Below are 14,267 nucleotides of genomic sequence, written 5' to 3'. Positions count from 1 at the left end.
GCTACCAACCTTTGCTTGTGCAAATTTGTTCATAGGCTTTGGTAATTTTTTGCGTTTTATCATTAGCCATTTTAATCATTTCTTCAGGTAAGCCTTGGGCAATTAATTTATCTGGATGGTTTTGACTGATAAGGCGGCGATAGGCTTTTTTAACCTCTTGTTTAGTAGCTGAAGAACTAATTTCTAAAATTGCATAGGCTTGTGCTAGTGAGTTTGGTGCAGTAGAGGTTTGATGATTATAGTTGCCTTGATAAGACGAATTTTGTTGCTGTGAGGATGACGACGAGCGCGTGTGACGTCGGTAATGGAAATCCTCATAAAATCGGTATTGCTGACGCAGTGGCGCAAATCCTAGGCGTATAAAAACGGAATCTAATACTTCAACTTTTCGCTCAGTTAAACCGTCAACTTGCGCTGAACGATATTGTATGTCCATAAACAATTTTAACAACTGCGGATTGTCTTGGCAGGCGCTCCGTAACGTCGATGTCATTGTGTCTAAATTAAAATGCTTATCTTTGCCTTGATTAAAAAAACGCTTCGCTAACACTTGCTGCTCTCGACTTAAGCGCATCTCACTCATTAATTGCCTAGCCATTTGAATTTCGTTTTCAGAAACTCGTCCATCGGCTTTAGCGACATAGCCCATTACAGTAAAAGTAGCTTGAAAGAAAATTTTTTGCACTGATCGGCGCTTTTCATCATAATAAGACCAATGGGGTCTGGTGAAATGAGCAGCTAAGCCACGGTCAAAGAAATTGCCGATTAAAATACCAAAAAGCGCACCTGGGGGCCCTGCTATTAAGTAGCCAAAAAAGCAGCCTAAAATTTTTCCCCACCAAGTATGGGTGGTAAAGAATTGACGAAAATTCACAATCATAGTTCCGGTATCGTTATATTATCGAGTTAACTAAGTAAACCTTCCAAGCAATCGTCCTTTATAAAGCATGAGGGCACTTGTTAATTCTAGTCTTAATTTTGCCAGGTGTTTGGAAAAATTACGAGTTTTATTGTGTTTTAACAATTTTTATAGCTAAATTCTCTTTTTTTTTGCTAGCACTAGCACTTTCATAGCAGTTATAATCAAGAAATTTGGTTAAGATTACTTTTTATGCGTCGTTTTTACTCAGCTTTATTGTATTGTTTAAGTCCTTATTTATTAGCAAGACTGTGGTGGAAAGGACGAAAACTACCTGCCTATCGCCAACGCATCGCTGAACGATTTGGGTATAGTAATAAGACAAAGCAAACTTACGATGTTTGGGTTCATGCCGTGTCATTAGGAGAAGTGATAGCGGCTATTCCCTTAATAGAAGGGCTTTTACAAAAGAAGAAACAATTATTAATCACCACCATGACGCCGACGGGCGCTGAAAAGATACAAACTCATTTTAAACAGCGGGTAACCCATCGGTATATTCCTTATGATTTACCATTTGCTTTAAAGCGTTTCTTTAATTTTAATAGGCCGCGTCTTGGCATTATTATGGAAACAGAATTATGGCCAAATCTGATTACTATAGCAAGCCAACAGGCAATACCATTATTGTTATTAAACGCTCGCTTATCAAAACGTTCTTATCAAGGTTATAAAAAGGTTAAATTTTTGTTTAAACCGATATTAAATAAGTTTCAATGTATTCTTGCTCAAAGCCAAGATGATGCCAATCATTTTAAACAACTCGGAGCAAAGGTTGATAAAGTAATGGTGGGGGGTAATATAAAATTTGATTTACAAATTCCACCTCCCAAGCCACATGTATTAGAATTTGATAACTATTTAGGCAAAAATAGAGTAAGGGTAATCGTAGCAAGCACCCATGAGGATGAGGAACAACAAATTTTAGCACGCTTAAATACCTTAAAAGCGCGCATTCCTAATCTTTTACTTTTAATCGCGCCTCGTCATCCAGAACGCTTTCAAAAAGTTTATCAATTATCTCGTAAGATGGGGTTTAAGACGACTCTAAGGAGTCAAATAAACAGCGAAGTGAATAATGAGGATGTAATAATCTTAGACTCTATTGGCGAATTATTAACCTTCTATCAAATAAGCCATTACGCATTTATTGGCGGTAGCTTTGTGCCAGTAGGGGGACATAATGTGCTTGAGCCTATTGCCATGCAAGTTCCCGTCTTCAGTGGCAAGCATGTACATAATTTTAAAGCGATTTGTAATGCCTTGAATAATGCCAATGCTATGATTTTAGTTGATAATGCTGATGACTTAGTTGCTAGGCTAGTTGAGCTTTATAATGATCAAGGGAAGCGTCAAACATTAATAAATAATGCAACCCGCATTCTAAATGAGAATAAAGGCACAGTTAACCTTTACCTCAATAAAATTGATGCCATGCTAAATTAATAAGAAGCTTACCTTAGCTGAGTAAAGATGATAAGGGTTTCTAAGCTTAAGAAAATTATGTTGCAAAACTAATAAAAATCTACCACAGTATTCGCTCCATACACTTGTCATTCCCATGTAAAAGGGAATCTATGCCTAAATTGGCATCATGCTAGTGAGAGAGCCTTAGATCTTCGCCTTTGCGAAGAAGCATTGTTGTGTGGATAGAATAAGTGATCAAAGCGACCTGGTAGCCTGGCTGCTAGCAACCGGGCTACGATAGTTGGGACCCTTGCTAAAACACCCTGTCTTTGCGAACCTTTATGAAGTCAAAGGTGAACCAATCCAGATCGGTGCTATTTACCACATCCGACCTGGATTGCTTCGCTTCGCTCGCAAAGACGAGCAAAAGATTTGCAACGATTTCTTTTTTCTAGCTTGGCTTTCTTACACGCAACAATGATGTACGGAGAAGACAATAAATTTAGAAAGATTATACTGAGATTTAAATCATTCTCGCAGACAAGACAAATTATAAAGACTTAGAAAATTAAATGTAGCCTGGGTGCAGGCCCATAGGGCCGGAACCCGGGTTTCACTTTGTTTCACCCAGGCTACATGCTGAAATCTTGTGGCTTAGCCAACCACTTACTATAGTAAATTAAAAAAGGTAATCCTTAAAACGAGATACCGCGGCTTAACCGCGGTATCTAGGGATGAGGGGAGTAGGTTTGTGATTTAGCTGCCTTGATTTTGTCTTTCTTTAATTTCAGACAGCGTTTTGCAATCTATACAAAGTGTTGCAGTTGGTCGAGCTTCTAAGCGGCGCAACCCAATTTCAATACCACAGGCTTCACAATAGCCAAAATCAGCATCTCGCAGACGCTCTAGAGCATCTTCAATTTTCTTAATAAGTTTACGTTCTCTATCACGAGTGCGTAACTCTAAGCTAAATTCTTCTTCTTGGCTGGCACGATCAGATGGATCGGGAAAATTAGCCGCTTCATCCTTCATATGGGATACAGTTCTATCCACTTCCTCCATGAGGGATTGACGCCAAGCTAGCAATATTTTTTCAATATGTGCTAACTGTTTTTCATTCATGTACTCTTCGCCTTCAGCTTCCTTATAGAAGGGAATTCCCATGTTACCTGTCGCGTCACTTTTAAACTTCGTTTTAACTGATTGCGCTGGCATAATTGCCTCCCACGTTGGTACTTATCCACATATACGCCCTATTATTGATCAAAAGCTATCAAAAAGGAAACATTTGAGGCATAATGGTTTAAAATGATTCTAAAGTATACATCCAGAGGGTGGCCTTTAAGATCATTTTCATCCAATTTGCGCTCAATGATGACTTTCGTCAAAATTTCCATTTATAGCTCTGAGGCAAGCTCAAGGGCATGACAATTAAAAGGCGCCTAGGTATATCAAAAATTAGCTTGTTCAGCAACTAATTAAGACGTTTTCCTACACTAACTCGGTCATGTCCTTGTAAATCTTGCCAACATTGCACATCCTGATAGCCATAATTATTAAGCATAGACGCAACTGCAGATTTTTGATCAAAGCCGTGTTCTATCAATAATAGCCCGTTTGGCTCAAGCCTTGCAAGACTATGCTGAATAATGTGTTCTAAGGCTCCTAAGCCATTTACTCCCCCCATTAAAGCAAGCTGTGGCTCAAAGCGAGCATCCCCAGAAGTGAGATGAGGATCATTGGCAGCGATATAGGGTGGATTAGAAACAATGGCATGAAATGTTTTTGGTTCTTTAATTTCTGAGAACCAATTAGAGTAACATAATTGGATATTATGTAATTCTAACAACTGAGTATTTTGCTTCGCCGTTTCTAACGCGCCTTGACTACAGTCACACGCAGTAATTTGCCAATCAGGTCTTTCTTTAGCTAACGCAATAGCAATAGCACCACTGCCTGTACCTAGGTCTAAAATGCGAGCATTAGAGCAAGGATTTAATAAATTTAAGGTAATTTCTACTAGTAACTCTGTTTCTGGCCGAGGAATAAGCGTTTCTTCATTTACTTTTAATGGTAGTGACCAGAATTCTCGTGTGCCTATAATATAAGCGACAGGTACACCAAGTGAGCGGCGGGCAACTAAACGTTGAAAAAGCTTAAACTCATCTTTGGTTAATTCTTTTTCAGGATGCGTATAAATATACGTGCGTGTCTTACCTATGACATGCGCTAATAGAATCTCAGCATCCGTGCGTGCACCATCATGGATGTATTCTTCTAATTGTCTTGTCGCAAGCTCAAGGGAATATTTAATATTACTCATGGCGTCCAAGCTCAGCAAGCAACTCAGCGTGATGTTCGCGCTTGAGTGCTTCAAGTACAGGTGATATATCACCTTCAATAATATCAGTAAGTTGGTAAAGCGTTAAATTAATACGGTGATCAGTTAAACGGCCTTGAGGGAAATTATAGGTTCTGATACGTTCAGAACGATCGCCTGAGCCAACTAGAAGTTTCCTTGTTTGCGCTTGCTCTTGTCGTTGTTTACTTTGCTCGGCATCAAGAAGACGAGTTTTGAGTAGCGCCATGGCTTTAGCGCGGTTTTTATGTTGAGAGCGTTCGTCTTGGCATTCAACCACAAATCCAGTGGGTAAATGAGTGATACGGATTGCGGAATCTGTTTTATTAACATGCTGGCCGCCTGCACCTGAGGAGCGATAAGTATCGATGCGTAGCTCATCAGGATTAATGTCAATATCATCAATTTCTTCGACTTCCGGTAAAATAGCAACGGTACAAGTTGATGTATGTACGCGACCCTGTGATTCCGTAGCTGGTACACGTTGCACTCGATGTGCACCTGATTCAAATTTTAATTGTGAGTAAACGGCATTACCCGAAATTCGAGCAATAATTTCTTTATAACCACCATGTTCCCCATGGTTAGCACTAACAACTTCGACTTGCCAACCGTGATTTTCAGCATAGCGGCTGTACATACGAAACAAATCACCAGCAAAAATTGCAGCCTCATCACCACCAGCACCAGCGCGCACTTCTAAGTAAACATTACGCGAATCATCAGGATCTTTAGGTACTAAATGCCACTGTAATTCGTTATCAAGGTTTTCTAATTCTGCTGTCGCAGCATCGATTTCTTCAGCAGCCATGCTAGCTAATTCTTGATCTGGATTAGTTACCAATTCTTGTAGGGATTGAAGGTTATTTTTGGCTTGTAGATAAGTATTATAAGAATTGGCAACAGGTTCTAATTGTGCATATTCTTTGGATAAATTCTTAAATTGCGTTTGATCAGCAATAATCGTTGGTTCTGATAAGAGACGTCCTATTTCTTGGAAGCGCTCTAGCAATTGTTGCAGTTTTAACTCAAGCGATTTTTTCATAAAATTAATTGGTCATTCGAAGTATTAAATAAGTAATGAGTAAGATCAAGCAATTCTTGCTTGCCGTCCCAAGCAGCCTGCCTTAATCCAATAGTGGGTTGGTGAGTCAATTTATTGACTAAGCGGTCGCAAAACTCCCGTAATACTAAATCCTGATTAAGGCCGTTTGCTAACCTACCTTGCGCACGACGCAACTCTTCTTCAGCAAGTAATTGCATACGATTGCGATAATCGCAAATGACTTCTTTTGCCCGCAATGAGCGGTGCCAGCGAATGTAGTTATCTAGCTCACAATCAACTAATTGCTCAGCTTGTAAGGCAGCAGAACGCCTTTCATTCATACCATCATCAGTCATTTTTTGTAAATCATCAATATTACATAAGCTTACGCCAGGTAAATCACCTACATCTGGTTCGATATCACGTGGTACAGCTAAGTCTAAAAAGAACATCGGTGCATGATGGCGTTTAGTTAATGCATTTTCCACTAGACTTTTATTAATAAAAGGTAAAGGGCAAGCGGTTGCAGAAATAACCACATCTGCTTGGGATAAATACTCTGGAATATCTCCGATAGTGAGCGCTTCACCATTAAAGTTCATTGCTAGGAGCTGCGCATTTTCGCGCGTACGGCTTGCTACACGAAAGCGATGTATTCCTTGTTTATGTAAGTACTTAGCAACAAGGCTTGCTATCTCGCCTGAGCCAATTAAAAAGACGTCTAGGGTTTTAGAATTTGGAAATAGCTTACTAATAAGCTGTACTGCGGCGTAGGCTACTGAAATCGGGCTTGCGCCTATTCCACTATGCGTTCTGACACGTTTACTTGCTTTAAAAACGTACTCAAAAATAAAACGTAGATTGGCTTTAATAGTACCGGCTTCACAGGCTTGTTTATAGGCCTGTTTCATCTGCCCTAAAATCTGTGGCTCTCCTAACATCATAGAATCTAAGCCACTGGCAACGCGTAGCGTATGTCGTATCCCTTGTTCACCATGATGCATATAGAAAAAAGGTAAGAGATTGTAGGCAGCAATTTGATGTTCTTTTGCTAACCAGGGCACTAGGCTTGCTGGATCATCTGTCTCGCAATAAATTTCCGTACGATTACAGGTTGATAAAATCGCTGCTTCATTAACAGCAGGCTGAGCTATCAAATTTTGTAAAAAGTCCGTTTGCATTGCTGGAGGCAGTGCAATTTTTTCACGAACATCTAGGGGAGCTGTTTTATAGTTGAGCCCACATGCAACAAACGCCATATATTTACACGGTTTACGCTATAATTATGAATTGTAAACTAAAACTATTTTCATTTATAGACATCCTAAAGATTTAACGGTTACTTTTAGTAACTAATAATAATTTTATTATATTAATCAATGGATTAATAAATATTTTATCAATTGATGAATAGAAGCAATTATTACTCAAGATATTATGGTTGATGCCGCTAATTATAGTGATTCCTTTTATAAGGAGCAGCAAATGGAAATTATTTTGCAAGGCAAACATACAAATGAAGAAGCTGCCGAAAGCTTATTAAGCGTATTGCGTTTATTTAAAGAACATTATCAAATTACGCAATTTCGCGAAATTCGTTTATCAGTAACACTACTAGATGATCAAGGCGACGATGTAGAGTTAGTAGATAGTGAAACTAATCAGGTTTACCGGACTTTTGAAGTCTATCGTAAGGGTTGTGAATTAAATACTGGACGAGATCGCCGTCCCGTGTTGCAATTAGTAGTGGATAATACTCGTTAATTTGGATTTTTTATGTTGATGGTCTTACTCGCTATTATTTTAACACTCGTCTTAGTGGTAGGCTTGCACGAGGCAGGGCATGCGTTAGCTGCAAAACTATTTGGGGTTAAAATACAGCGTATTTCAATCGGCTTTGGTAAGCCTATTTTTTCCTGGAAAGATAGGCAAGGGCAGGAATGGGTATGGGCAACTTGGCCTTTGGGTGGTTACGTTAAATTATTAAACTCCCGCATTCAAGAAGTAAATCCCAAAGATTATTCTCATTGCTTTGACAAGCGACCGGCTTGGCAGCGTATCGTTATTCTATTAGCTGGTGGATTAGCTAATTTTTTAGTGGCTCTGCTTGCTTTGACTATCTTTTATATGGCTGGTTATCAACGGGTGATTCCAGTAATTAAAGAAGTTATGCCTAATAGCATAGCTGCACAGGCCGGATTACAGCCCCAAGATCGATTTCTTAGTATTGCGAATTGGCCAACTAATTCCTGGCAAGAAGTAGGCAATGTTTTAATTGTTAATTTAGGAAAGCAGGATGTTGCTGCAACAGTAGCCGATGCCAAGCAATCCGTTAAGCAGGTTAGGTTGAATTTATCCGGGAAATTTAATAAGCAAGCTAAGGGTCTAGCAGGGTTTCTTGGGATCACGCTCGAGAAATCAGCACAATATAAAGAACATGTTGCACCGCAATCTTTAATAACTGCCATTCAGCATGCGGTCAATACCAGTTGGCGGATGTTAGTCTTTTTAATTTTAACTCTAAAACAAGTTTTAATTGGCGCTGTTTCTTTTTCACTCTTATTGGGGCCTATTGGTTTAATCTCTGTTTCTGCCGGTTCTTTAAATCAAGGTTTTATTACCTTCTTATATTTTATCGCCAATTTTAGTTTGGCCGTGGGCTTGGTGAATTTATTTCCTATTCCAGGTTTAGATGGCGGCTCCATTGTCTTAACGCTATTAGAAAAAATTCGTGGCCGTCCTATTTCTGTTGCCTTAGAAATCTTAATGTATCGATTAGCCTTTATTGTATTTTGTGTGTTTTTAGTGCAGTTAATAGTCAACGATTTGCAGCGTTTTTTAGTACATTAAAAGGCGAATTCAGTGCTAAAAATTAAAATATTAAATTGTGAATACTTAAGGATGAGCATCGAATAATTTCACACATAGCTAAATGTAATTATTCATATTGAGGTAAAGTAATCGCATTCGACACTGCTTTTATCATACTTAAGGTTTTGTTTGCACGTTCTTCTGCAATTTCCTTAGAAATTTTATCTTCCACAAGAAATGATTTGCTTACCCATTCACCAAATTGTTGATTGGCATCAACGAAAGGACGTAGTAGGGCATTATAACGAGTAAATGCTTGTCTATAATTGCCATGAGCGGCTTTCAGTTCTCCTGCTAGGATATAGGCGCCAACGAAGGCCAAATTATTACCTTGGCCAGATAATGGAGAAGGGCAATAGCCTGCATCACCGACAAGCGCTATTCGACCTTTGGTCCAACTAGTCATTTTTACCTGGGTAATTGCGTCAAAATAGAAATCATCGCTTTCAGCCATGCGATTTAAAATATTTTGTGCTTCCCAGCCAAAATTGCGAAAAGTATCACACAGAAATTGTTTTTGCTCCTGCTCATTACGGATATCTTTCAATATATGCTGAGAACGGAACATAAATCCTGCTCTTGCTATTTCAGGATTATTATCACTATTGATTGATACCAATTTATGATTCGCTTCACATTCTAAGTCTATGTGACTTAAGTTCAGGTAATTGGGAATAGTAAAGGTACTAAGATATGAGCCAAGATGAATTAGCTGATATTCATTTTTATCAAAAACTAGGCGCCTTGTGGCAGAGTGAATGCCATCTGCAGCAATCACTAGGTCATAATTTTCAACCTTGCCATCCTTAAAATTGACTGTAACGTTATTAGCGTTCTGCTGCAGGCCAATAATGGATTGATTGAAATAACATGGCACATCAGCAATAGTTTTCATCAAGATTTCAACCAAATCACCACGAAGAATTTCGACTTCATCATCTTGTCTAAACCCAAATTTCTCACCCTTTTCCTCATGCAGCACCTTGCCTGCTGTATCAACAAAGCGACCGAGTTCTATTCGTGTGCGCATAGTACCTATTTGATCATAAATACCCATTTCCCTCGCAATATGAGTTGCTACGCCACGGATATCAAGTGCTTGGCCACCTTTCCTAATAGAAGCAGATTTCTCAATTAAGACAGGGGAAAATCCAAATCTTTTTAGCCAATAACAAATTGTAGGGCCAGCTATGCCTGCGCCAATGACAAGAATTTTGCTATTTTTAGACATTGATAATTACCTTAAAGGATTTAAATTTTTTAAGTCTATTCAATCGTTGCTTGCTTTAATCATACCACATACTTAATCTGGCAAATTTAGATATTTGCCCAATATGCCACCTAGATTGTAGCGCGGGCCAAGCACCAGATATCAACGTGCTCTATCTGTTGTTTCTTTAAAAGCCTAGCCACTTCGTTTGCTGTGCTGCCTGTGGTCATTAAATCATCAATAATAGTGACATGTTGATAGGGGTTAGGTTTGGCGATAAAAGAAGATTTGAGATTACGCCGTCTTTGTGCCCCTGATAAGGAAGCTTGGGGTAAAGTATTTATCTTTTTATGTACAACGTTTAAATCCATGGGAATTGCTAGTCGTTTAGCCAATAATTTAGTTAGTTCAACGGTTTGATTAAATCCACGTTGATAAAGCCTGTTAGGATGCATAGGAATAGGTATGAGGCAATCAGGACGATAGGGCGATGTGGGCAAGGCATCGAGCATAAGTTTTGCCAGCAAGGATTTTAAATGTAGCGCTTGATGATATTTAAAGTTATGAATTAACGTTCTTAGTGGTTCATCAAATGAGTAAGCTGCTAATACGTAGTCAAACACTGGTTTTTGCCTAATGCAATAACCGCATTGCTGTAAGGAATTATTGGGTAGAGGAAGGCGGCAAATAGAGCAAGCGTAAGTTAGTGGGCTTATTAGTTCTAAGCATGGCTTACAAATAGCAAATTGTTCACGATGATATTGATTGCATAGTGCACAAACTGCAGTTAATCGCAATACTTGTGCTATACTCGCCATTTTTTGATGCATGACCGTTGGACTTCCTTCCATTTAAGCGCTGATATGATGAATCCTAAACAAGAAATTTGCAATGCTTTTAATCAACATGCTGCGCATTATGAACAAGCAGCAAAAGTTCAATGTGAAATAGGTAAACGCTTATTTGAGCGTCTAGATTATTTAAAAATTAACCCGCGCTTCGTGCTTGATTTAGGGTGTGGGCCGGCTATTTTTACCCCTTTATTAAAGAAAAAATACCCTAAAGCTAGAATTGTTGGCATTGATTTAGCGTATGACATGTTACAGCAAGCTAAAAGCAAACAACATTTTTGGCGTAAATGGTTTTTAGTGAATGGGGATATGACAGCATTACCCTTTATGGATGGTTTATTTGATTTAGTCTTTGCCAATCAAGTAATTCATTGGCATGACGCATTATCACCTTTAATGCGCGAATTAAATCGAGTCATGAAACCAAATGGCTGCTTTATGTTTTCTACGCTCGGCCCTGATACGTTTAAGGAATTAAAACAAGCCTGGTCTTTAGTCGATGACTATGCTCATACTAATCATTTTATCGACATGCATGATATTGGTGATTGTTTATTAAATGAGCGGTTTTTAGATCCGGTCGTTGATATGGAATATTTAACAGTTCATTATAATGATTTAGCGCAACTAGTGCATAGCTTAAAAGATCAAGGTGTGCGCAATATCAATTCTTCTCGCAATCCAGGATTAACTGCCAAAGGAAGCTGGCAAGCCTTTCAAAGAAATTATCAATCCTTTCTCACCGCTAACGGTAAATTTCCCTTAACCTATGAAGTGATTTATGGGCATGCTTGGAAAGGGGAGCAAAGAAAATTAGAAGAAGGAATAGAAACATTTATTCCGGTGTCTAAAATTGGTCGAATTAAGAAATAATTAAAGCAGTCTATTGTCTATAATTTGCCTACCTGCTCTTTTTATGGTGGCATTGGTTAATTTGACAATACTAGAGAAACTATTTAAATTGCACTATTTTAAAAAATTAGGCATAGGAATGTATGGAGCAACAATTAAAGATTAATGTAAAAAATAATAGCTTGGCTAACCTTTTTAAAGGAGTTGAAATTAACTATGCAATCTAAGACTGAAGAAATTAAAGTTATCTCTCACCCAAAAAAGCACACTGACGCAGACCCAGAGAATATTGTCCATCAAGACAGCAACCATTCCTTTGGCTATTTCGAAGTTCAAAATGCCTCTTGTCGCCGCACACAAGAAGATGCTTTAGCTTGGGAAATTTTAGATAAATCAGTAGAATCTTTAACACCTGAAGAGATTGGTCAACGCTTATGGACAACCCATTGCACATTAGATGAGCGCTTTTTAGAGCAAGGCTATGAAGATGGCACAACAGCTATAAGCACAGTTTATGATGGAAAAGGTAATATAATTACAGCGCTCCTAGCAGATGCTGCATCGTTTGCCGCAGTTTATGATGATAATGATAATCTTTTAGGTGTGGTTCGTCTAAATTCAGGCACTCATAAACCAACACAGGCAAAAGAAAAGCAGCGAATTGAAGAAGTAGGTGGGACAGTTATTTGGGGTAGAGTAAATGGCAGCCTTGCTGTTTCAAGAGCTATTGGTGATAAAAGTCTTAAAAAAGCTGGCGTTTGTTCTGAGTCTACAGTTGATATGACCAGTATTAATGACCTGGCAAACCAATTTAAGGTAAATCGCGAGGCTATTAAAAAAGTACAAGTGATTAATACTTGTGATGGGTTTACCGATGGTGCCAGTGAAGAAACAAAAGAAGCGCATGAACAATTTTTACAAGAAACATTAATAAAAACTTTAAATACTAACAAGCAGTTGTATGAGGCAGATATAGCAAGAGCCTTAGTCAATGAGGCATTGGAAAATGGTTCACGTGACAACATTACAGTTGCTATTCAAACGATAACTGCCGATACGCCCGCCTTTTTATTAGGCGTTTACGATGGGCATGGTGGCGATAAAGCATCAATTTATGTTGCAGAAAATATTGGCGCAGAATTTAGAAAGCAATGTGCTTTAACTAAAGAGTCCTATGCCGCGCAAGAACTCAGCACTAATAAAAATCAATCGGCTTATCTTCGTGATAATCCTAATCTAGTCCATGATGAAACTATTGAACAAGAAATAAAAGATCCTACTCCTTTAATCGAACAAACTGAGATTGTTGATGATAGTCTTGGTACTTCTGACATAATAAGTCAGGAAGAAAAACCTGTACCCTCAATACCCTTAGTAGAAAAAGAGTTCACTATAAATTCTAGTCAGGATGCGACAAACGAAGAAGGAGAGGAGAAAGAAATAACTTCTTCCATAGCACCGTTTATTAAGCTTAGTCCTAGGACTGATGATTTAATAAAATTTGCAGAAAAAGACGACTCAAATGCACTTAACACGGCTACTGACCAATCTGGCGTGATAAAATACGAAGTAAAACAAGCAGTGCCAGCAATAGAAAATAAGTTAATTATAGGTTTGGGTGAGGATGCAATAAACAAGGAAGTAACTTCTCCATTTGTAGCACCATCCGATAAGCCTAGTCCTATGACTGATTATTTAGATGACTCAAATTCATCTGACTCTGCTCTGGCAAACCAAGAAGAATGTCAACTAATCATTGAACAGTTATTAAAAGCAACGCAAGATTATCAAAAGAATTTATCGAGAAAAAATCAAGAAATTCATGGAATTATTGAGTCACTTCTTAGTACTTTAAATGCTTCTGAAAAAAATCAAGCTACCATCCAAGAGTATTTTAAATTACTGAATACAAAAGAGCCTAAAAAGTCATTTACTAATATTGCGATCATTGAACAGAATAAAGATATCTCAACTAAGCGCTTTATTGCCGGCCTTGCTATCTTTGTTGCAACCTTAGCTACAGGGATTTTACCAGGCCTTGTTCTCATCGGTTTAGTCTATGCCTGCACTGGTAAATCACCGCTCAATTTATTTAAACCAGCTAGCGAGTCGTTTAAAACCGATTTGGAAAAAATTAAAGATGAGCACGCTTTATATTCAAATCCAATGATTTAAGCTCCCTTTTCCAACTAAGAAAATTCTCTTAAAATTTTCTGTAACTCGCTGATGTTATCATCAGCGGATTATTCCTTGCGAATTTTAAAAGGCGCTTAAATTTTTCTATTTGTACTATAATTAAACTTGTTGTATAAGATGTTGGAGTTAATTATGGCCGCTAACGAACGTGAAACCATAAAATTTATCAAAGAAAGCCTGCAAGCAAAAATAAACACGCACAATCCTGATAAAAATATCAATGACATCCTAGCAGACGTAGATCATTTAATTAAAACGGAAGATGACCCATCCGAATTACTTGAACAAACTAGTCATTGTTTAGAACGTCTTCAGGACTATTGTCGTGAAAATAATAATAGAGAGCTTACTAGAGAAGTTAATAAAGCGTTGCAGAATGTTGAAGAACTGAAAGCGCCTGGATTAGAGCGTAAGTTTTTTTAAGGACTAACCATTAAATTGTAAAAAAACAACAGGAGTTGAATTAATTATTCCTGCCATCACCATTCGTAGAAATCGGTAGCAAGTGTTAATTTGTGCCTAATTCTTGATTTCTTATAGAAAGAGCTATAATTTAA

General features: G+C 38.1%; 13 protein-coding genes. 6 read left to right on the top strand and 7 right to left on the bottom strand.

Annotated elements, in window-relative coordinates:
- Position 1 precedes the first annotated feature (1 nt).
- On the bottom strand, positions 2–874 hold the full coding sequence (gene djlA, locus DYE47_RS10085) for a co-chaperone DjlA (RefSeq protein ID WP_115304068.1): 873 nt from the start codon (positions 872–874) through the stop codon (positions 2–4).
- Positions 875–1,111: 237 nt separating this feature from the next.
- Between djlA and waaA the strand changes: the two genes are divergently transcribed.
- The gene (gene waaA / locus DYE47_RS10080; protein ID WP_115303145.1) at positions 1,112–2,365 is read left to right on the top strand and encodes a lipid IV(A) 3-deoxy-D-manno-octulosonic acid transferase; all 1,254 of its coding nucleotides are present in this window, start codon (positions 1,112–1,114) and stop codon (positions 2,363–2,365) included.
- A gap of 717 nt (positions 2,366–3,082) precedes the next feature.
- On the opposite strand, the gene dksA is transcribed toward waaA, so the two are convergent.
- The 4 genes from dksA to hemA form a co-directional block, all read right to left on the bottom strand.
- On the bottom strand, positions 3,083–3,541 hold the full coding sequence (dksA, locus tag DYE47_RS10075; RefSeq protein ID WP_115303144.1) for an RNA polymerase-binding protein DksA: 459 nt from the start codon (positions 3,539–3,541) through the stop codon (positions 3,083–3,085).
- 259 nt (positions 3,542–3,800) lie between these two features.
- Entirely contained in the window at positions 3,801–4,649 is an 849-nt protein-coding gene (gene prmC, locus DYE47_RS10070) for a peptide chain release factor N(5)-glutamine methyltransferase (RefSeq protein ID WP_115303143.1), read from the bottom strand.
- Positions 4,642–5,730: a peptide chain release factor 1 gene (gene prfA, locus DYE47_RS10065; protein WP_115303142.1), complete on the bottom strand. Its 1,089-nt coding sequence runs from the start codon at positions 5,728–5,730 to the stop codon at positions 4,642–4,644. The genes prmC and prfA overlap by 8 nt, the downstream gene beginning before the upstream one ends.
- Complete coding sequence (hemA, locus tag DYE47_RS10060; RefSeq protein WP_115303141.1) at positions 5,727–6,989, bottom strand: glutamyl-tRNA reductase; 1,263 nt, start codon at positions 6,987–6,989, stop codon at positions 5,727–5,729. The genes prfA and hemA overlap by 4 nt, the downstream gene beginning before the upstream one ends.
- Positions 6,990–7,215: 226 nt before the next feature.
- Here hemA and DYE47_RS10055 point away from each other — a divergent pair, with 226 nt between their 5' ends.
- Together DYE47_RS10055 and DYE47_RS10050 are read left to right on the top strand one after the other, a co-directional pair.
- On the top strand, positions 7,216–7,494 hold the full coding sequence (locus tag DYE47_RS10055; RefSeq protein WP_115304067.1) for a hypothetical protein: 279 nt from the start codon (positions 7,216–7,218) through the stop codon (positions 7,492–7,494).
- Positions 7,495–7,506: 12 nt separating this feature from the next.
- Positions 7,507–8,580: a M50 family metallopeptidase gene (locus tag DYE47_RS10050; RefSeq protein ID WP_115303140.1), complete on the top strand. Its 1,074-nt coding sequence runs from the start codon at positions 7,507–7,509 to the stop codon at positions 8,578–8,580.
- Between the two features lie 88 nt (positions 8,581–8,668).
- On the opposite strand, the gene DYE47_RS10045 is transcribed toward DYE47_RS10050, so the two are convergent.
- Together DYE47_RS10045 and DYE47_RS10040 are read right to left on the bottom strand one after the other, a co-directional pair.
- Positions 8,669–9,832 carry a tetracycline destructase gene (locus DYE47_RS10045; RefSeq protein ID WP_115303139.1) on the bottom strand — a complete coding sequence of 388 codons (1,164 nt, stop codon included), beginning with the start codon at positions 9,830–9,832 and terminating at the stop codon, positions 8,669–8,671.
- Positions 9,833–9,942: 110 nt separating this feature from the next.
- Positions 9,943–10,641 (bottom strand): ComF family protein, encoded by a 699-nt coding sequence (locus DYE47_RS10040; protein ID WP_242604199.1) that lies wholly within the window; start codon positions 10,639–10,641, stop codon positions 9,943–9,945.
- Between the two features lie 36 nt (positions 10,642–10,677).
- Between DYE47_RS10040 and bioC the strand changes: the two genes are divergently transcribed.
- The 3 genes from bioC to DYE47_RS10025 all read left to right on the top strand — a co-directional run bounded on the left by bioC (position 10,678) and on the right by DYE47_RS10025 (position 14,133).
- On the top strand, positions 10,678–11,535 hold the full coding sequence (gene bioC / locus DYE47_RS10035) for a malonyl-ACP O-methyltransferase BioC (RefSeq protein WP_115304065.1): 858 nt from the start codon (positions 10,678–10,680) through the stop codon (positions 11,533–11,535).
- A 195-nt stretch (positions 11,536–11,730) separates the two neighbouring features.
- Positions 11,731–13,689 carry a PP2C family serine/threonine-protein phosphatase gene (locus DYE47_RS10030; protein ID WP_115303138.1) on the top strand — a complete coding sequence of 653 codons (1,959 nt, stop codon included), beginning with the start codon at positions 11,731–11,733 and terminating at the stop codon, positions 13,687–13,689.
- 153 nt (positions 13,690–13,842) lie between these two features.
- Complete coding sequence (locus DYE47_RS10025) at positions 13,843–14,133, top strand: hypothetical protein (protein WP_115303137.1); 291 nt, start codon at positions 13,843–13,845, stop codon at positions 14,131–14,133.
- Positions 14,134–14,267: the final 134 nt, after the last annotated feature.

The sequence above is a fragment of the Legionella beliardensis genome, from assembly GCF_900452395.1.
GTDB lineage: Bacteria > Pseudomonadota > Gammaproteobacteria > Legionellales > Legionellaceae > Legionella_C > Legionella_C beliardensis.
Note: the sequence above shows the minus strand (reverse complement) of the source record. Positions and strands in the feature narration are given on the sequence as shown.

Bases quoted from the DNA above. Each gene is read 5' to 3' on its own strand.
- prmC (WP_115303143.1), bottom strand. From the start codon at position 4,649: ATGAGTAATATTAAATATTCCCTTGAGCTTGCGACAAGACAATTAGAA.
- DYE47_RS10055 (WP_115304067.1), top strand. From the start codon at position 7,216: ATGGAAATTATTTTGCAAGGCAAACATACAAATGAAGAAGCTGCCGAA.
- waaA (WP_115303145.1), top strand. From the start codon at position 1,112: ATGCGTCGTTTTTACTCAGCTTTATTGTATTGTTTAAGTCCTTATTTA.
- DYE47_RS10030 (WP_115303138.1), top strand. From the start codon at position 11,731: ATGCAATCTAAGACTGAAGAAATTAAAGTTATCTCTCACCCAAAAAAG.
- bioC (WP_115304065.1), top strand. From the start codon at position 10,678: ATGAATCCTAAACAAGAAATTTGCAATGCTTTTAATCAACATGCTGCG.
- prfA (WP_115303142.1), bottom strand. From the start codon at position 5,730: ATGAAAAAATCGCTTGAGTTAAAACTGCAACAATTGCTAGAGCGCTTC.
- DYE47_RS10040 (WP_242604199.1), bottom strand. From the start codon at position 10,641: ATGCATCAAAAAATGGCGAGTATAGCACAAGTATTGCGATTAACTGCA.
- dksA (WP_115303144.1), bottom strand. From the start codon at position 3,541: ATGCCAGCGCAATCAGTTAAAACGAAGTTTAAAAGTGACGCGACAGGT.
- DYE47_RS10045 (WP_115303139.1), bottom strand. From the start codon at position 9,832: ATGTCTAAAAATAGCAAAATTCTTGTCATTGGCGCAGGCATAGCTGGC.
- DYE47_RS10050 (WP_115303140.1), top strand. From the start codon at position 7,507: ATGTTGATGGTCTTACTCGCTATTATTTTAACACTCGTCTTAGTGGTA.
- DYE47_RS10025 (WP_115303137.1), top strand. From the start codon at position 13,843: ATGGCCGCTAACGAACGTGAAACCATAAAATTTATCAAAGAAAGCCTG.
- hemA (WP_115303141.1), bottom strand. From the start codon at position 6,989: ATGGCGTTTGTTGCATGTGGGCTCAACTATAAAACAGCTCCCCTAGAT.